This is a genomic window from Rhizobium sp. BT-226 (assembly GCF_025847085.2).
Lineage (GTDB): Bacteria > Pseudomonadota > Alphaproteobacteria > Rhizobiales > Rhizobiaceae > Rhizobium > Rhizobium sophorae.
On the sequence record NZ_JAOYTI010000001.1, the window covers coordinates 1,881,619 to 1,899,858 of the forward strand.

The 18,240-nt window shown below is 61.7% G+C and carries 18 protein-coding genes; 8 read left to right on the forward strand and 10 right to left on the reverse strand.

Annotated elements, in window-relative coordinates; genetic code table 11:
* The first annotated feature begins 143 nt into the window (after positions 1–143).
* Entirely contained in the window at positions 144–419 is a 276-nt protein-coding gene (locus OIU37_RS09520; RefSeq protein WP_007533628.1) for a DUF1153 domain-containing protein, read from the forward strand.
* Positions 420–442: 23 nt separating this feature from the next.
* Here OIU37_RS09520 and OIU37_RS09525 read toward each other — a convergent pair whose 3' ends face one another.
* Positions 443–1,009, reverse strand: coding sequence for a paraquat-inducible protein A (locus OIU37_RS09525; RefSeq protein ID WP_240605237.1), 567 nt, complete (start codon positions 1,007–1,009; stop codon positions 443–445).
* Between the two features lie 55 nt (positions 1,010–1,064).
* On the opposite strand from OIU37_RS09525, the gene OIU37_RS09530 reads away from it, so the two are divergent.
* Positions 1,065–1,343: a GNAT family N-acetyltransferase gene (locus tag OIU37_RS09530; RefSeq protein WP_171605376.1), complete on the forward strand. Its 279-nt coding sequence runs from the start codon at positions 1,065–1,067 to the stop codon at positions 1,341–1,343.
* A gap of 205 nt (positions 1,344–1,548) precedes the next feature.
* On the opposite strand, the gene OIU37_RS09535 is transcribed toward OIU37_RS09530, so the two are convergent.
* Positions 1,549–1,899: a hypothetical protein gene (locus OIU37_RS09535; protein WP_003542353.1), complete on the reverse strand. Its 351-nt coding sequence runs from the start codon at positions 1,897–1,899 to the stop codon at positions 1,549–1,551.
* A 436-nt stretch (positions 1,900–2,335) separates the two neighbouring features.
* Here OIU37_RS09535 and ctrA point away from each other — a divergent pair, with 436 nt between their 5' ends.
* Complete coding sequence (gene ctrA / locus OIU37_RS09540) at positions 2,336–3,037, forward strand: response regulator transcription factor CtrA (protein ID WP_003542362.1); 702 nt, start codon at positions 2,336–2,338, stop codon at positions 3,035–3,037.
* 204 nt (positions 3,038–3,241) lie between these two features.
* Here ctrA and OIU37_RS09545 read toward each other — a convergent pair whose 3' ends face one another.
* Together OIU37_RS09545 and chpT are read right to left on the reverse strand one after the other, a co-directional pair.
* Complete coding sequence (locus OIU37_RS09545) at positions 3,242–3,604, reverse strand: response regulator (RefSeq protein WP_171605375.1); 363 nt, start codon at positions 3,602–3,604, stop codon at positions 3,242–3,244.
* Between the two features lie 121 nt (positions 3,605–3,725).
* A complete protein-coding gene (gene chpT / locus OIU37_RS09550) occupies positions 3,726–4,373 on the reverse strand; it encodes a histidine phosphotransferase ChpT (RefSeq protein ID WP_027683349.1) in 648 nt (215 codons plus the stop codon).
* A 194-nt stretch (positions 4,374–4,567) separates the two neighbouring features.
* Between chpT and OIU37_RS09555 the strand changes: the two genes are divergently transcribed.
* Together OIU37_RS09555 and OIU37_RS09560 are read left to right on the forward strand one after the other, a co-directional pair.
* Positions 4,568–5,155 (forward strand): DUF1134 domain-containing protein, encoded by a 588-nt coding sequence (locus tag OIU37_RS09555; protein ID WP_171605374.1) that lies wholly within the window; start codon positions 4,568–4,570, stop codon positions 5,153–5,155.
* 117 nt (positions 5,156–5,272) lie between these two features.
* Positions 5,273–6,436, forward strand: coding sequence for a hypothetical protein (locus OIU37_RS09560; protein WP_264257300.1), 1,164 nt, complete (start codon positions 5,273–5,275; stop codon positions 6,434–6,436).
* 87 nt (positions 6,437–6,523) lie between these two features.
* Here OIU37_RS09560 and OIU37_RS09565 read toward each other — a convergent pair whose 3' ends face one another.
* The gene (locus OIU37_RS09565) at positions 6,524–7,348 is read right to left on the reverse strand and encodes an RNA methyltransferase (RefSeq protein ID WP_171605372.1); all 825 of its coding nucleotides are present in this window, start codon (positions 7,346–7,348) and stop codon (positions 6,524–6,526) included.
* A 7-nt stretch (positions 7,349–7,355) separates the two neighbouring features.
* Complete coding sequence (locus tag OIU37_RS09570) at positions 7,356–7,742, reverse strand: hypothetical protein (protein WP_171605371.1); 387 nt, start codon at positions 7,740–7,742, stop codon at positions 7,356–7,358.
* A gap of 43 nt (positions 7,743–7,785) precedes the next feature.
* Between OIU37_RS09570 and OIU37_RS09575 the strand changes: the two genes are divergently transcribed.
* Both OIU37_RS09575 and rpoH read left to right on the forward strand, forming a co-directional pair.
* Entirely contained in the window at positions 7,786–8,811 is a 1,026-nt protein-coding gene (locus OIU37_RS09575) for an RluA family pseudouridine synthase (protein WP_171605370.1), read from the forward strand.
* Between the two features lie 190 nt (positions 8,812–9,001).
* Entirely contained in the window at positions 9,002–9,910 is a 909-nt protein-coding gene (rpoH, locus tag OIU37_RS09580) for an RNA polymerase sigma factor RpoH (RefSeq protein WP_003542378.1), read from the forward strand.
* A 363-nt stretch (positions 9,911–10,273) separates the two neighbouring features.
* On the opposite strand, the gene OIU37_RS09585 is transcribed toward rpoH, so the two are convergent.
* Together OIU37_RS09585 and OIU37_RS09590 are read right to left on the reverse strand one after the other, a co-directional pair.
* On the reverse strand, positions 10,274–12,790 hold the full coding sequence (locus OIU37_RS09585; RefSeq protein WP_264257306.1) for a hypothetical protein: 2,517 nt from the start codon (positions 12,788–12,790) through the stop codon (positions 10,274–10,276).
* A gap of 60 nt (positions 12,791–12,850) precedes the next feature.
* Positions 12,851–14,149, reverse strand: coding sequence for an adenylosuccinate synthase (locus OIU37_RS09590; protein ID WP_264257307.1), 1,299 nt, complete (start codon positions 14,147–14,149; stop codon positions 12,851–12,853).
* Positions 14,150–14,340: 191 nt separating this feature from the next.
* Here OIU37_RS09590 and OIU37_RS09595 point away from each other — a divergent pair, with 191 nt between their 5' ends.
* Positions 14,341–15,258: a DMT family transporter gene (locus OIU37_RS09595; RefSeq protein ID WP_171605367.1), complete on the forward strand. Its 918-nt coding sequence runs from the start codon at positions 14,341–14,343 to the stop codon at positions 15,256–15,258.
* A 23-nt stretch (positions 15,259–15,281) separates the two neighbouring features.
* On the opposite strand, the gene OIU37_RS09600 is transcribed toward OIU37_RS09595, so the two are convergent.
* Together OIU37_RS09600 and OIU37_RS09605 are read right to left on the reverse strand one after the other, a co-directional pair.
* The gene (locus OIU37_RS09600) at positions 15,282–16,130 is read right to left on the reverse strand and encodes a GNAT family N-acetyltransferase (RefSeq protein WP_182210358.1); all 849 of its coding nucleotides are present in this window, start codon (positions 16,128–16,130) and stop codon (positions 15,282–15,284) included.
* 281 nt (positions 16,131–16,411) lie between these two features.
* Positions 16,412–18,229: a bifunctional diguanylate cyclase/phosphodiesterase gene (locus tag OIU37_RS09605; protein ID WP_264257310.1), complete on the reverse strand. Its 1,818-nt coding sequence runs from the start codon at positions 18,227–18,229 to the stop codon at positions 16,412–16,414.
* Between the last annotated feature and the right edge of the window lie 11 nt (positions 18,230–18,240).

An 18,240-nucleotide genomic window follows, 5' to 3' on the forward strand; every position in this document is an offset into this window, starting at 1 on the left:
ACGTAGCGGCAGGCAGCCGCCCCACGTCACCGGCCAGGGCGGGCGTCTAAATTTGTTATCAAAGTCTTACGATGGGTTTAGGCAATTTTTAAATGTGGCAGGCTAGAGTGGGGCTCGTGGTCTTGCGTTGTGTAGAGAGTCCAATGACCGAAATGATACGTCCCCGAGTAAAATATGTCATCGGCCCCGATGGCAGCCCCCTGACGATCGCGGATCTTCCGCCGCCCAATACGCGGCGCTGGGTGATTCGCCGGAAGGCAGAGGTTGTCGCGGCTGTCCGCGGTGGCTTGTTGAGCTTGGAAGAGGCCTGCGAGCGTTACACGCTCACGGTCGAAGAATTCCTATCCTGGCAGTCGTCGATCAACAGCCACGGTCTTGCCGGCCTGCGCACCACGCGCATTCAGCAATATCGTCACTGATCACATCCCAGCATCGACGACATTTATTTCGGGCCGGACGCATCTCCCATGAGGGAATGAAGAAGGCCCGAAATCATTGACGAGGCCGCGTAGCACCAGAGGCCGGGCTGCGTGAAGGCATCCGCTAGCCCCGTCGTCTTCGCCGCCGCAATGACGATCGCGACGAGCAGCACATCCATCATCGACCACTTGGACAGATGCGGTACGACGCGACGATAGAACAGGCTGCCGGCCCCACCCCCGGCGGCCGTCGCTTCTGCGGTGATCCCCATCGCCTCCACGGCGATGCCGATCATCTTCAGAAACGGGAGCAGGATCGAAACCAGGGCGACGATTGCCGCCAGCAACCCGTCCCCGCCTTGCCAAAGCGAGACGATGATTTCGATGAGCGACGGCGTTGTGTCGAAGAAATAAAACGTCTCGAAATGGACCAGCGGCAAGACGAGGCCGAGCGCCAGGAAGAACGGCGCGGCCACGAGAAGCACGGGGCGAGCCATCGAAAGCGCACTCATTGCTCTGAACCTCTTATCGATCCGGCATTTTGCATGAACACTCTGTCTCCTGCCTGTAGTGCCTCCACGGCTTGGCACGACCGCGCCGCCATGTCACGGTCTGCTACGACAATATCGGTTATGAGGAAAGACAATGGACATTCGAAGTGAGCAAGGCGTCTCCGGCGGCCGCTACGCGGCTAAGGTCGAAGGGCACGAGGCGGAGATGACCTATTCACGCACATCGCCTAAGCTGGTCATCATCGATCACACGGCCGTTCCCGATGCGCTGCGCGGCAAAGGTGTCGGCCAGGCACTGGCGCTCCACGCCGTGGAGGCAGCCCGCACCGGCGGCTGGAAGATCATCCCGCTCTGCCCATTCTTCAAGGCGCAGGCGCAACGCCATCCGGAATGGAAGGATGTCGTGAATTAATGCATGTCGCCCAAAAGCGCACAGCGGGTTTTGGGACAAGAACATGCATAAGACAAATCGTCCCCGCGGGTGACGAATCTCGTTTCCGATGGGAGCGACGCCGTAAGGCAAACACCAAAAGCCATGTATAACGGACAGCGCGCCCATCATACATGGCTTCTCAGTGGCGATCCCAGGGCGCCGAAGCCGGCGCCCGCCGTTTCTCTTACGCCCTTGCTCGGGCGCCGCCGTCACGCTCTTCCAGCGCTGTGGCCCTTGCATATTCCGCCTGCATCTCCTCGAGCGCCATTTCCAGCGTCTCTTCCTGCATCTTCAGTTCCTTGATCGAAACCTGCAGGTTGTCGGCCCGCTGACGCGCGGCCTTGGCGAAGGTCGGATAAGCAAAGTGATTCGGGTCGGAAATACCGGACTTCTTTTCCTCGACGACGATCTGGCTCTCCAGATCCTTCGTCATCCGTTCGAATTCGGACATCATCATCTGCAACTGCTGCAACTGACGTCGTTTTTCGTTCACCTGAAATTCCTTCAGGCGAACGAGACTTTCTCGCGACTTCATACGCATTACTCCCGTGATGCGAGACCCCGGCTCAACTTGAAACCGCCCTGCGCGCCGCTTTGACACGGTTTGCTAAAAAATTTCCTGCGATATTAACAAATACCTACCGCTGGTAACCTTTCGTTTACGGGCATCGTTAATGATAGGCCCGATGATTTAAGGGTCGGTAAATGCCGAGGCATGAAGTTCGAACCTTTTCATTGGCGAGTCGGATGAATCACTTAGCGCTGTTTCCTAATGTTAAAGTTGAGGAGCACCTTTTTGAGATTCCTATTGGAAAACAGAGAAATGGAAAAATTATTTAATAAATTCGATACTCCTTGCCAGAGTGAATTAGAATTTGTTAACCATTTCGTGGCAGCTTCCAAATCACGTAGCGTGTTCGGTATCGTGTAGGGGGCCAGACCACCTTTCGGCGGCGGTAAAGGGGATAATTATGCGGGTACTTCTAATCGAGGATGACAGCGCGACGGCGCAGAGCATCGAGTTGATGCTGAAATCAGAGAGTTTTAATGTTTATACCACCGATCTCGGTGAAGAAGGCGTCGATCTGGGCAAGCTGTATGATTATGACATCATCCTTCTCGATCTGAACCTGCCCGACATGTCCGGATATGAAGTGCTTCGCACTCTCCGGCTGTCCAAGGTCAAGACGCCGATCCTCATTCTGTCGGGCATGGCCGGCATCGAAGACAAGGTTCGCGGCCTCGGTTTCGGCGCCGACGACTACATGACCAAGCCGTTCCACAAGGACGAGCTCGTCGCCCGCATCCACGCCATCGTCCGCCGCTCCAAGGGCCACGCCCAGTCGGTCATCATGACCGGCGAGCTGATCGTCAACCTCGATGCCAAGACGGTCGAAGTCGGCGGCCAGCGCGTCCATCTGACGGGCAAGGAATATCAGATGCTGGAGCTGCTTTCGCTCCGCAAGGGCACCACCCTCACCAAGGAAATGTTCCTGAACCACCTTTACGGCGGCATGGACGAACCGGAACTGAAGATCATCGACGTCTTCATCTGCAAGCTCCGCAAGAAGCTCGCCAACGCTGCCGGCGGCGCCAACTACATCGAGACCGTCTGGGGCCGTGGGTACGTTCTTCGCGAGCCGGATGGTGCCGAATACGCCGAAACCGCCTGATACTTTTTCCCGATCCCCCTTATCGGATAAACGAAGATCCCGCCTTTTCGGCGGGATTTTTCGTTTCTGCCTGCGGTAATAAGAATCCGCCCTCGCAGCACAGGATCTCAGGCTGGATCGGCCTGAAATCCTCTGGTCGCCGAAACCGCTTGCACGCGGCATCATGCTCCGGTGGTGCGGATATCGGCGGAAGAGATCTGCCCGTCAGGCGGCGATCGCGCGGTTTCCGAAAACGGCGGTCAGGATCTTGCGATCGAACGGCTTCAGCAGGAAGTCGGTAGCACCGGCCCGTTTGCCCGCCATCAGTTTCTTCAGATCCGCCTCGACGACGCAGTAGTAGATCTTGACCTCTTTGCCGCCTTCCATGGCACGGACGGCAGCGATGAGGTCGAGGGCGCCTTCCATGCCGGAATCGACGATCAGATATTCCGGCAGCTCCGCCTGGCAGCGCTGCAGCGCCTCGCCGGCATTGGAGGCCTCGCTGACGAGAAAGTCGAGTTCGGAGAGAATGCGCTTGCCAACTTTGCGGACGATGTCCGAATTATCGGTGATCATGAACCTTTGCATGGCCGCTCCTTTACCCCTGCATCTGTCCTTGCAAGGGCCTCTAAACAACAGCCAAGCATAGGTCGATCAGGCTAAGGAATCGTTACCGCGCGACCACCGATACTCGTTTTACGCGCAGGAATCAGGCGGCCGCAGCCACTGCGGTGAACACCAGTTCGTCGGCGCTGGCGCTGTGATCAAGCGTCATTCCGCATTCCTGCGCCAGAAGCACGGTGTAATAGGGCTGGATCGAATGGGCATCGATCGCCTCCTCGATAGTGCCCGTCGATATCTCGACGAACTTCGGCGGCAAGCGCATCAGTTTGCCTTTGGCCGTCAGCTTGAACCTCGCATCGAACTCGGGATTTTCGAGCGTTACCTCGAGCACGCCGCCGCGCGGAATGGCGGAATAGGCAACGAGGAAGAGATTGAGCAGCAGCTTGACACGGTTCTTGGCGACGATGGCGCGCGGTCCGTTCCAGATCACCTCGGTCTTCTTCTCGGCCACGGCGAAATCCTTGGCTGCACGCTCGGCCTCGCCGGTGTCGATCGATGCGCCGACGGAACCCGACGCGCCGAAGGCGAGACGTGCGAATTTCAGGCGGACGGAAGCGTTGAGCGCGCTGGTACGGATCAGGTCCATCGCATCGGAATCGGCGCCGCCTTCATCCAGGAGTTCCAGCCCGTTATTGATCGCGCCGACCGGCGAGATGACATCGTGGCAAACGCGGCTGCAAAGAAGCGCGGCCAGATCCGGGCCGGACAGGGTGAGATTGGGGTTCTTGGACATCATTGTCTCCTGATGGGCGGCAATTTCATTGCGCCCGGAATATGCTTCATCAAAATTGCGCGAAGTTTGCGATCGTACTCGGTGCCATAATGACACCATATTTGGTAAACCGATTGTTAAGATCATCGGCGCAAAATGCACCAATCGCCGCGAGCGGTTGCCCGCTCTCAGCCAAACGACGAACGGATGACACCATGCGCCCTCGATTTCCGCACCGATTCATCGGCTTCTGCAGGTTCCTTTCGGCCCTCATCTTCTCCTCGCTGATGGTTGCCGGGCCGGCCGCCGCCCAGGACAACGGCCAGTACACGATGCAGGAAATCGTCGACGCCGGCCACTCCTTCTTCGGCTCCGCCAGCGGCGGACTTGCCAAGGTCGTCGAGAGTGCCTTCCAGAAATACGGTCTGCCGAACGGCTATATCCTCGGACAGGAAGGCGGCGGCGCCTTCATCGCCGGCCTTACCTATGGCGAAGGCCAGCTGAACACCAAGAACGCCGGCGAACATAATCTCTACTGGCAGGGCCCCTCGCTCGGCCTCGATTACGGCGGCCAGGGCTCGCGTGTGATGATGCTGGTCTATGACCTGCCCTCCGTCAACGGCATCTATGCCCGCTTCGGCGGCGTCAGCGGCTCGGCCTATGTGATCGCCGGCTTCGGCATGACGCTGCTCAAGAACAACGACGTGCTGGTCGTGCCGATCCGCACCGGCGTCGGTGCTCGCCTCGGCGTCAATGTCGGCTATCTCAAGATCACCCAGGCGCCGACCTGGAACCCCTTCTGAGGCCGCAAAGCCGCTGGAATCTGCCGCCATCCCCACCGGCGGCCTTGCCATGCGCGTCACGCGTGCTTAATCATCGCGGCTGACCTCGTTATCAACCTTCTTACCGATGGCCGCGCTGTGATCGAATATGCTCTCTTGTTCGGATTGGGCTTCCTGACCGCGGCCTTCCTCGTCTTTCTGGTCTCGCCCGCCGTTCACCGCCGCATCGTCTGGTATACCGAGAACCGGCTGAAAGCGACGATGCCGCTGAGCCCGCAGGAGGTTCGCGCCCAGAAAGACATGGTGCGCGCGCTCTATGCCGCCGAAAACGCCCGCACCACCCAGGACCTTTTGCGTGAGCGCGAGAAATCCCTGTCGTTCCAGCTTCGCCACGACGCCCTCGCCGTCGATGCCGGCAGGCTTGCCGCCGAGATCGGCGAATTGCAGGCCCAGATCGGCGAGATGCATGTCGAGGCGGCCGACCAGCGCTCGCATCTGCGCAAGGACGAGAACTATATCAGCCAGTTGAAGACCAATCTGCATATTGCCGAGCAGTCCGCTGCCAACAAGGAGAGCGAACTGGCGACGATGCGGACGCGGCTGAGCAAGCTCGGTGAACAGGCCGATGGGCTGAGAATAGACCTGGCCGCGCGCGAGACGGAGGCGGAGAGCCTGAAATTCCGCGTCAACGCACTGCGCGACGAACGCGACACACTGCGCCAGGACGTCAGCCTGCTGCAGAAGCGCGCCAAGGATGCCGAACAGAAACTGACGCAGCAGCAGCATATGGTGATCCGCCTGGAGGATAAGGCCGCCCGCGAGAGCGCTACCGCCACAGAAAAGGAAAACCTGGTCGCTCGCCGCCAGCAGGAGATCGCCAAGTTGAAGGAGCAGTTGAAGGCGGCCAACGCCGAGATCCGCAAGGTCAACCGGGTGCTGCGCGACGCCGGCCTTGCCGGGATGGTCGCGGAGCTGCCGGCGGAAATGACGGCCGAAGACGCGACCGCGTCCGCGCTCGACACCGCCGTCGTCACGGCTGAGATCGGCGAAGATGTTCGCAAACGCAGCGCCGCGCTGGCCGAGCGCCTGCAAAAGGCCAAAGCCGTCGCCGGACGCGATGGTGCGATCCGCGAGGAGATCGCCTCGATCGCCGCCAATATGGTGGCGCTGACCGCCCTGAACGAGGGTCCCTCGTCGCCGATCCGCACGCTGCTCGTCGAAGCTGCGGAAAAGAACCCGAACGATCGTGTCAGCCTTGCCGACAGGGCAGCCGCGATCCTGGCCGATCCCCCGCGCGCCTGATAGGACGCGCGGCGCGCCAACATGTTTGACCACCATGTTTGAATTCACGCAGAACCCTGAAATCAATCCGATTGAAGAGGATATGCGTTAGACCCGGCCCATCGCCGAAGCCATGGAAAACAGCGCGATCCCCGTCGCCGTCGCGGCATTGAGGCTATCGAGTTCCTCCGACTGTGGAATGCGCGCGCTCTGGAACTGCGCAAGCAGCGCCTCCGGCAATCCTTCGCCTTCGGTACCGACGACGAGCGCCATGCGCGTCGAGGCCGGAATGGCGCGGATATCGGTCTTGCCGTGCGGTGAAAGCGTCCAGATGGCAAAGCCCCGTTCGGCAAGCGCCACGAGGACATCGAGCGCCTTGCCGCCACGCCGGTGCGGAACGCTCAGCACCGAACCGACCGAGACACGCAGCGCCTTGCGGTAGAGCGGATCACAGGAGGTTTCGTCGAGCAGCACAGCATCCACCCGGAAGGCGGCCGCATTGCGGAACATCGAGCCGGCATTGTCGTGATTGGAAATGCCGCAGCCAACGAGCACCAGCGCCCGTTCCGGCAGCCCGTCGAGAAGTGCCGCCTCCCCGCGATCCTGTCGCCGGCCGAGCGCGAGAACACCGCGATGCAGATGAAAACCGACGACGCCATCGAGCACATCGGCCCCGGCGACATAGACCGGCACATTGGCCGGAAACCGCTCCAGGATGGGCAGCACGCCCGCGACGCGGTTGCGCAGCAGCAGGATCTTCTCGGCGAAAAAGCCGCGGCCTGCCGCATGCGCCTCGGCGAGCATGCGCAGCACGACCGTGCCTTCGGCGATGAAGCGGTTCTCTCGGCCTGTCAGGTCGCGCTCGCGGATTTCGCGGAATTCAGCGACGCGCGGATCGTCGGCGCTGTCGATCTCGATCGGGACGGCGGCCATGCTGGCCTCAATTGCCGGTAACAGAGACGTCGGCGACGGTGCGGCCGGTCCTGAGGTCGTAGACCAGCGCCTTGTTCTTGCCCTCGACCGTTTCGCCGTAGAACAGGATTTGCCCGGCCGAAAGGGATGTGGACTGCACCTTGAAGCCGAGCGGCAGCGAAACGGTTGCCGCAAGCGGCGCATCCGAGGGCACGCCGGAGGCGGTAACAGCGGACGTCGTCTCCTTCGGCTCGCTGTGCATCACCTTGTAGACAACCGCGCCGAAGACCGCCATAAGGCTGACGAACATGATGGCGCCGGAAACGATCTGCAGGCGGACCATCTTGCGCCGGACACTTTCCATCGCCGGATCAAGGGGCTTCTCTTCCTGGTCGTCTGGCTCGATTGCTGTCATCTGTGCGTCCCGTTCTAAAAAAATACGTCGGAGAAGAAGCGTCTTGAGCGACCCCTTTAAACAAGCAGCCGGCAATAGAAAAGTCCTGACCGCCGATGAAACTGCCGAAGGCCGGTTGGACGCCTGGCTGACGGCGCAGGTCGGCGAGGAATTTTCGCGCAGCCGCATCAAGGCGCTGATCAAGGACGGCCAGGTTTTTCTGCGCGGCGAACCCATCACCGACCCGCAGCGCAAGGTGCGCACGGGCGACAGTTTCGAGATCACGCTGCCCGAGCCGGAAGACCCGACGCCGCAGGGCGAGGACATCCCGCTCGTTATCCTCCATGAGGACGACGACGTCATCGTCATCTCCAAGCCTTCCGGTCTCGTCGTCCATCCCGGGTCCGGCAACTGGACCGGGACACTGGTCAACGCGTTGATCCACCATTGCAGCGATACGCTTTCCGGCATCGGCGGTGTGCGCCGCCCCGGCATCGTCCACCGTCTCGACAAGGACACGACAGGCGTCATGGTCGTCGCCAAGAACGACATTGCCCATCGCCACCTGTCGCTGCAATTTGCCGACCATGGCCGCACCATGCCGCTGGAGCGGGCCTATCAGGCAGTCGTCTGGGGCCGGCCGCGCACGCTGTCGGGCACGGTCGACGCGCCGCTCGGCCGCGCCACCGGCGACCGCACGCGCCGCGCCGTCAAACGCCCCGACAGCCAGGACGCCGACGAGGCGATCACGCATTACCAGGTGATCGAGCGCTTCCATGAGAAGCCGGACGCAACCGCGCTCGCCTCGCTGGTCGAGTGCCGCCTTGAGACCGGCCGCACCCATCAGATCCGTGTCCACATGGCCCATATCGGCCATCCGCTGCTCGGCGATACGGTTTACGGCGCCGGCTTCAAGACCAAGGCCAATATCCTGCCTGAAGAGATCCGCAAGGTCGTCAACGGTTTCGGCCGCCAGGCGCTGCATGCCTTCATGCTGCAGTTCGAGCATCCCCGCACCGGCGAAATCATGCATTTCGAGGTGCCGCTGCCGGATGATATGGTCGAATTGGTCGAAGCGCTACGGCGATAAAGCCGGGCTCCGAATGCTGCCTGCCCAACTCACACCTGCGTGAGCGGCACCTTGAACCGCCGTTTCGCCACACTTATCTGTATATTGACTTAGTGCGGGCTCGCAGTAGAGCCGCACGTCCCGGTTTGCCTTTTTTAACGCGAGGATGCGTTGCCATCGGGAACCGGAATTCACTTTAGGAGGGTGCACTATGGCCCGAAATACCTTGCCGTCCATTACCGCCGGTGAAGCCGGTCTCAATCGTTACCTCGACGAAATCCGCAAATTCCCGATGCTGGAGCCGCAGCAGGAATACATGCTCGCCAAGCGTTATGCCGAGCATGGTGACCGTGATGCCGCCCACAAGCTCGTCACCAGCCATCTTCGCCTTGTTGCGAAGATCGCGATGGGCTATCGCGGCTACGGCCTGCCGATCGGCGAAGTCGTCTCCGAAGGCAATGTCGGCCTGATGCAGGCCGTCAAGAAGTTCGATGCCGAGCGCGGCTTCCGCCTCGCCACCTATGCCATGTGGTGGATCAAGGCTTCGATCCAGGAATACATCCTGCGTTCGTGGTCGCTGGTGAAGATGGGCACGACCGCCAACCAGAAGCGCCTGTTCTTCAACCTGCGCCGGCTGAAAGGCCGCATCCAGGCAATCGATGACGGCGACCTGAAGCCGGAGCACGTCTCGGAGATCGCCACCAAACTGAACGTCTCGGAGGAGGAGGTCATTTCGATGAACCGCCGCCTCTCCGGCGACGCCTCGCTGAACGCGCCGATCAAGGCAGCCGAAGGTGACGGCGGCCAATGGCAGGATTGGCTGGTGGATGACCATGACAGCCAGGAAGACGTGCTGATCGAACAGGATGAGCTCGACACTCGCCGGCGTATGCTGGCGAAAGCGATGAGCGTGCTGAACGAGCGCGAACGCCGCATCTTCGAGGCTCGCCGCCTCGCCGAGGATCCAGTGACCCTGGAAGACCTTTCAACGGAATTCGACATCAGTCGCGAACGCGTTCGCCAGATCGAGGTCCGCGCCTTCGAAAAGGTGCAGGACGCCGTCCGCAAGGAAGCCTTGGAACGCGCCAAGGCCGTCCGGGTCGTCGAAGCCACGGCCTGATCACCGTGAACTGATAATTGTAAACGCCACCTCCCCGACGCGGGAGGTGGTGTTTTTGTTTGATCAATTGGAGGGCGTGCCGTGTGGCCCCATCTGATCTTCTGCAGACGTTTTTTAGGGACCGAGGCGCTGCCGCATATCCCTTCTCCCCAGCGGGGAGAAGATGCCGGCAGGCAGATGAGGGGGCGAGCGACGCAGAAGCGAGGCGCTGAGCGCAAGCGAAGGGCAATGAAGGGCGTGTCGTGTGGCCCCCTCATCCGACCCTGCGGGCCACCTTCTCCCCGCTGGGGAGAAGAGGGAGCAAGATGCCGCCGCTCTCATACAAAAGCAATGAAGCCTACGCCTCACCCGCTCATAACCGCCTCACTGGCTCGTCGACACATCCCCGAGCGCAGTCCATTCCTTGATCGCGGTATTAAAGGCGTCCGTTCCCGTACCGCCCTTTTCCATCGTCAGTAGCGCGCGGCGGCCGTTGCGATAGGTGATCGGAATATCGATCCAGTTGCGAGTCGACATCAGGTCGAGATTGGCCTTGCGCGCATCAGGATAATCGTTGAGCGCGATCATGTGGAAATCGTCGGTAATCTTGGCCGGAACCGCGATCAGCGCGTCACCGCGGTCCTGCTCCGTGCGCTTCATCGAGATGCGCTGGACGCTGTCGATGCTGCCGCCTTCGAAATTCGGCGGCACCGAGAAGACGATCTCGACGAGATGGCTTGCCGGCAGCGACGGATCGGAATTGCGTTTGAAGGTGACGAGAGCCGAGAGATTGCGCTCGGGAACAGTGACATTGCCCTGTACCGTCGCCTCCTGCCGGCCATCCTGGCCGGCCTCGTGCTGCACGCTCCAGACGACCGATCCTTCGATCGCCGTCGGCGAACTCTGGCCGATGCGCTCCTCATAGAGGAACATCTTTTGCGACGAACCGACGGGCGCAGTCTGCGGCGGCGATGCCGCCGGGCCGTCCGACGTCCGCGTGTCGGCGGGTGCCGCGTCGCCTTGCGCGCTGGCAGGCGGCGTATCGGCTGCCGCCACATTCTGTTCGGCGACCGATTTTCCTTCCGCGGTCGGCGTTCCCGGCACCGTCGCCGGTCCGCTGTCGACCTCGGTTCCATCGGTCAGCAGCCGCTGGGTGAATTTCGAATTGGCCGCAGCGCCGTCATTGTTCACAGACGCTACCTGTGGGTTCGGCTGCGCCGGCGCCGCTGGCGTATTCTGCGCTCCTGGTGTGGTCGGCTGGGCTGGCGTCACCGCGCCCGGCTGGGCAGGCGTCGCCGCGCCAGCCGGCGGCGTTGCCGACTCGTTCCTGGTCGCCTGCGACGGTGCCGAGCTGACGAGCCCGTCGACCATCGCCACCAGCGCCTCTCTGTTCGTCCAGCCGGCATAGGCGCCGCCACCGATCAGGATGAGTGCGAAGATGAGCGTGATCACGGTGCCGAGGCCGAAGCGGCGGCGCTTCGGCTCCATACGGAAGCTCTTGCCCTGCAGCTTCGATGCAACAATCTGATCGATATCCATCGACGGATTGGTGTCATCGTCATCAGCGGCGACAGAGCCGCGGCGGTCGTAGCCGCGCAGCGCCTTCGCCTCTCGCCAGTCCTCGCTCGGCGCACCGCTAGCAGGCGCCGGCTTGCCGTTGTGCACTTCCGCGAAGATATCGACATCGTCGAAATGCGAAGCAACTGGCGTCTTCTTGTTGTTGCCGGCCTCGATCGGCGGCAGATCGTCGAAGGCGGCGGTCTCCCAGGAAAAACTTTCCTTGGCGGTCGGCATGACGGCCGCGGGTGCCACCTTTTCGAGGCTCGATATCACCTCCTCGAAGGCGCGCGCCGAGGCATCGGCGGTAATCGGCGCCGGCGCCGTCTCCGAATATTGCCGGAGTTCCTCTTCCGCCCATTCGGTCTCGGCATCCTTGGGCGCCGGAGCCGGCGTTTCGGCAACGGGCTCGGTCCAGACGGGGTCGAAATGCGCGGCAGCTTCGGCCTGCAACGGCTCCTCGCGGCTGTGCTCGACGAACTCCTGCGGACGATCGAAATCGGCGACCGGCTCCACCAGGCGATTGGATGCGTGGTCTATGCCGCGGGTGATCGGCTGCAACGGCTCGACGGGCTCGGAAGCCTCCTCGGCCTCCGGCTCCTCGCTTTCCACGGCCGCAGGTTCGTCCGCGTTCTCGTCGGCTTCCAGGGGATGCTGCTCGTCGGCACGGTCTTCGTCGGCTTGCTCATCGCGATGCTCGGCAGGTGGCGCTTCCCAGCCGTCATGTTCGGCCGACACGTCTTCGGCAGCGACGTCGCGCGCCTCGCGGGCATGCCATTCCTCGGCCGGCGCTTCCTCCTCATGCGAGGGATGCCAGTATGTCTCGGCCGCACCGGATGTTTCCGGCGAAACCGGTGTCTCAGCGGAAACAGGGGTTTCCGCCGAAACGGATGCTTCAGGGGAAAGAGGCTCCTCGGCAGCGACCTCTTCCTCAGCCTCCTCTGGTGCGGCGGCCTCCACGTGATCGGGCTCGTCTACTGCCTCGGCCGCCTGCGGTTCCGCATAGGCTTCGTAGACCGGTTCCTCGACAGCCGTCTCCGGCGCCGGCGCCGGTTCGCTTTCGTCGGGAACCGCTTGTTCTGCGAAAGATTCCGGCGCGGTGACAGCCGCAACCGGCTCATCGAGCGGCATCGCCTCGGAGTGTTCGCCTTCCACTTCGCGGATGGCAGCCTCGAGCTTTTCGAGCTGGCGTTGCAGCATGGCTTCCGGCGGACGCGGCTTCATATTCTCGAGCTGCCGCTGCACTGCGCCGCGCGCACGTTCGTAGACCTTCACCCGCATCTCGGGGGTATTTTCAGCCAGGCCGTCGACGGCCCGCCGAATGACTGCAATAAAATCCGCCATCAGTACTTTCTCAAGAAGCCCGGTACCCTACCGAACCATCCTCCACAGTGACCCGTGAGCTTAATCCTCAAATGGATCGGTCACAAGTATCGTGTCATCCCGCTCCGGGCTGGTGGAAAGGAGCGCGACAGGCGCCCCGATCAGCTCTTCGACCTGGCGAACATATTTGATCGCCTGTGCCGGCAGGTCCGCCCAACTGCGGGCGCCGACGGTCGATTCCTTCCACCCTTCCAGCGTTATGTAGATCGGTTCGACCCTAGCCTGCGCTCCCTGGCTTGCGGGAAGATGATCAATCTGTTCGCCGTCGAGCATATAGCCGACGCAGATCTTCAATTCCTCGAGGCCATCGAGCACGTCGAGCTTGGTGAGCGCGATGCCGGTGATGCCGTTGGTGGCGATCGATTGACGCACCAATGCGGCATCGAACCAGCCGCAGCGCCGCTTGCGTCCGGTCACCACGCCGAACTCGTGACCTTTTTCGCCAAGGAACTCACCGATCGCGTCCTTCAGCTCGGTCGGGAACGGGCCTTCGCCGACGCGTGTCGTATAGGCCTTGGTGATGCCGAGGATATAGCCGAGCGAGCCAGGCCCCATGCCGGAACCGGCTGCCGCCTGGCCGGCCACGGTGTTCGACGAGGTCACGAAGGGGTAGGTGCCGTGGTCGATATCGAGCAGGCTGCCCTGTGCCCCTTCGAAGAGGATACGGGAGCCCTTGCGGCGCTCCTTGTCGAGGAAGAGCCAGACGGTGTCACGGAACGGCAGTACCCGATCGGCGATCGAGGTCAGCTCTTCCATGATCGCCTCATGGCTGACTTCGGCAACGCCGAGGCCGCGGCGAAGCGCATTGTGATGCGTCAGGATACGGTCGACCTTGCCGGAAAGACTCTCGAGATCGGCAAGATCCATGACGCGGATGGCGCGGCGGCCGACCTTGTCTTCATAGGCCGGACCGATGCCGCGGCGCGTCGTGCCGATCTTGGTGCCGCTGTTCGACGCCGCATCCTCGCGCATCGCGTCGAGCTCGCGGTGCAGCGACAGGATGAGCGTCGCATTGTCTGCAATGCGCAGATTGTCAGGCGTGACCATCACGCCCTGCGCCTCCAGCCGGCCGATCTCGGCGATCAGCGCATGCGGATCGACGACGACACCGTTGCCGATGACGGCCATCTTGCCCGGGCGCACGACGCCGGACGGCAGCAGCGAGAGCTTATAGCTCGTGCCGTCGATAACGAGGGTATGGCCGGCATTGTGTCCGCCCTGATAGCGCACAACGATATCCGCACGCTCCGAAAGCCAGTCGACAATCTTGCCCTTGCCTTCGTCACCCCATTGCGAACCGACCACGACTACGTTCGTCATCCAACTCTTCCTGTTACCGGCGCGGAACCGCGCACCTGCTCAAACCCGCGCATCTATAGAGCTTTGTTTTTTGGAAAGCGACCCTGTTGTCACAGTAGATTGGGCTTTTTACGTGACAAATCAGCAGCCGACAGGCTATTTCCCGTCACAAAACGCCGCTCGGCGATCGCGGAAAGACGGGAAGAACGCTCTTGCAAGCCACGGCCTATATCTGCCTCGTTGTCGCCACCCTCTGCTGGGGCGGCAATTCCGTCGCCGGCAAACTCGCGCTCGGGCATATCAGCCCGATGATGCTGACCTTCCTGCGCTGGTTCCTCGCCGTCGCGATGATCGCCGCAATTTCGGTACCGCAGCTGCGGAAGGACTGGCCGGTGGTGAGGAAGAACCTGCCGCTGCTCCTCTTCTACGGCGTCATCGGCTACACCCTTTTCAACGCCATGCTTTATTCGGCCGTGCAATATACGACCGCGATCAACGTCGCCATCGAGCAGGCCGGCATCCCGATGCTGATCTTCCTGCTGAATTTCATGTTCTTTCGTACCGGCATCTCGCTGGCGCAATGTCTCGGCTTCGGCATGACGCTGATCGGCGTCGCTCTGACCGCCGCGCATGGCGACCTCGCAACGCTGCTGCAACTCAGCCTCAACCGCGGCGACGGGCTGATGCTGATCGCCATTGCCGCCTATTCGGTCTACACGATCTTCCTGCGCTGGAAGCCGCCGCTCGACTGGCGCACGCTGATGGCGGTCCCGGCGCTCGCCGCCATGCTGACCTCGCTGCCGCTGCTCCTCTGGGAGGCCGGGCGGGGTGCCGCGCAGTGGCCGGACCAGGCCGGCTGGGTCATCACTCTCTACACGGCGATCTTCCCCTCGCTGGTGGCGCAAATCCTCTATATCAAGGGCGTCGTGGCCATCGGCGCCAACCGGGCCGGCCTCTTCATCAATCTCGTGCCGGTGTTCGGAACGCTGCTCTCCGTCGCCCTGATCGGCGAGCAGCTGCAGTCTTTCCATGTGATCGCACTGGTGCTGACCTTGGGCGGCATCGCGATCGCCGAAAAGGGCCGTCCGAAAGCTTCGTCGCCGACCGTGCCCGCCTCACCCATGGATTAAAGCCTTCCTGGTCGGGAAAGGCTTTAACCAAGCTCCAGCGTCGTCACGCCGAAGACGTGCTTCAGTGGGATGGCCGGTGCCGGTCCGCGATACATGCGTGTCGTCTCGAATACCGGTTGAAGACCGATGCCTTCGGCAAGCGCGACCGCCTCGCGGTTCCCTGCGGGAATGTCGATGAAGACCGCGGCCCCCTTCGCCTCGGGGATCAATTCGGCAAGCAGCGCCGCGGCGCTGTCGGCATCGTTGGCAAAGAGCGGGCCGATCTTGTAGCCCTCGTAGCAGCGGCGGATCGTGCCGTAACCGCGGATCTTGTGGCTCTTGCGCACCACCGCCGAACGACGGCCCTTGCGGGCGGTGCACCAGGCGGCGAGAAAGGCATCCCGCGGCTGCGGAAAGATCGCCGAATCATATCGCTGCAGGCCTTCGAGGCGTGAATCCAGCACCGGCTGCGCGGCAAGCGTGGAGACAGGCAAGGAAGTAGCGACACCACCGTAACGAATGGTGGAATAGGCGGGTTCGAAGCCGGCCTTGCGGTAGTTGTCCTGCTGTGCGGCAACGCCGTCGAGACCGATCGTGCGGTCTCCCGCGCTGGCGATGCCCGTCGCCCAGATCGCCTTGCCGTAACCCTTGCCGCGAAAATCGGGATGGACGATGTAGAGGCCAAGGAAGGCAAAAGTGTCGCCATATTTGACGACCGAGATCGAACCGACGGGAACTTCACCGATGGAGCCGACGAAAAATCCCGACGGATCGGCCTCGTTGAATGCAAGCGAATCGTCGAGGCCAGGGTTCCAGCCTTCCTGACGCGCCCATTCGAGCACGAGTTCCAGTTCGCCGGGCCGCATCGAACGAACGGCAAATTCCGAATTCATGCAACTTTCCCAGATTGAATGTCCCGCAAGCCCATCCCGGCAACGGCAAAGCAATTGTCAGGCCCCAGCTCCCGATTGCACCTGCGAACGATGGAGAGCCGCGCTCATGGACTTGACGCGTATAATCATTTTTCGATGCAATACAGAAAGCTTCGTTTCCGCATTACCATGAAACAATGCCGTTGCAAGCTCAAGAAAATTACTTGCACCTCAATTATCTTTCCAGCCGATGCGAATAAAAAGCCGCACCGAAGGTCGCCCGTGGACAGATCATCTGCCATTCAGCTGCCCATTGCGGTCTTCTGCTTTTCGATCCCGCTCGTCGTCGATGAGAAAAGACGGTCTGTCTCGGCCGCCGGTGCGGGATAACCGAACGCATAACCCTGCAGACCGTCGCAGCCGAGCTGCGCCAGCACGACGGCATGCGCCTCGGTCTCGATGCCTTCGGCGATCACCTCGACATCGAGTGCCTTGGCGATTTCCACGATCGAACCCACCACGCGCCGCTGCTCGGCGGAGGTGACGACCTCGTTGACGAGCTGCCGGTCGATCTTCAGCCGCTTCGGCCGCAGCTTGACGAGACCGATGAGCGAAGCATGGCCGGATCCGAAGTCGTCGATCTCGATGTCGATGCCCATCTGTTTGATATCGCCGATATGATCGAGCAGTTTTTCGTCGCTGTCGTCGAGGAAAATCGTCTCCACAAGTTCGAAGACGATCACGCCGGGCGGGATGTCGAGTTTCCTCAGCTTGTCGAGTAGCGCCGGATCGGCAAGGCGCGACGCCGAGATATTGACGGCGATGCGCGGAACCGCAAGGCCGTGCAACAGCCAGAACAGCCGGTCTTCGAGAACGCTTTTGAGGATCGCCGCGTCGATCTCCGCCGCAAGTCCGTGCTCGTCGGCGATCTTCAGGAATACCCCCGGGGCGAGCACGCCCTTCTCGGGATGTTTCCAGCGCGCCAGCGCCTCGAAGCCGATGACTTCTCGGGTTCGGGCGTCGAGCTGCACCTGATAATAGGGAAGGATCTCGCCGCGCTCCAGCCCGAGCTTCAGCTCTTCGGCGAGGCGACGCTTGGAGCGCAGATCCTCCTGCAATTGCCGTGTGAAGAATTCGACGCGGTTGCGCCCGAGCTTCTTGGCCTGGTAGAGCGCCAGATCGGATTCGGCAAGCAGGTTGCGCGCCCGCCGATCGCCGCTCCAGGAAACGCCGATCGAGGCGCCGGATTGCAGCATCTCCTGGCCGAAGCGGATCTTCTTCCGCAGCCGGCGCTGGACGTCTTCGGTGATCAGCTTCAGCTCGGTGAGATCGGTGAAATTGACCAGCACGATGACGAATTCATCGCCGCCGACACGGGCGACCATGCCATTCGCAGGAATGGCAGCAGTGACGCGAAGGGCCGCGGCCCTGAGCACGGCGTCGCCTGCCGCATGACCGTGGCTGTCGTTGATCTGCTTGAACTGGTCGAGGTCGAGATGCAGCACGCCAAGTGTCGTGATTCTCTTGTCGGCCGGCAGTTCCGCCAGCCGCTTGTCGAGAAGGCGCCGATTCGGCAGGCCCGTAAGATAGTCGTGATCGGCGACATGCTCGATGCGGGCTTTGCTTTCTTCCAGCGCCAGCGCCCTCGCCTCGGCCACCACCTTCTGCCGCGCGAGTTCCGCGTTGAGCAGGACGTCGGCCGTCACATCCCATTCGGCGCCGATGAAGGAGGGCAGACCCTCTGCATCGACATAGAAATGCGCGCGCGAACGCAGATGGCGGATTTCGCCGCTCGGCAATACGATCCGGAATTGTGAATTATAGGCGCCGCGCGTCGCGATCGCCTGCTCGAAGTCGCGTTCGGCCCGCTCGCGATCATCGGGATGGATGGCGTTCGACCAAAGCGATGCCGGCACCAGCCGGCAGGTCTCGCCGGTTTCATAGAGACGATGCATCTGCGCATCCCACAAGATCCCGTCCTGCTCGATGCTGTGCTCCCAGACACCGATCCGGGATGCATCGAGAGCGAGTTCGAGCCGACGCAGAAGATCCTGAAACTCGTGTTCGGATCGTGTGGCTTTGTTCTCTGGCAAAGCGGTCCCAGCCTTAGAAGCTTGCATAACGGCAATAT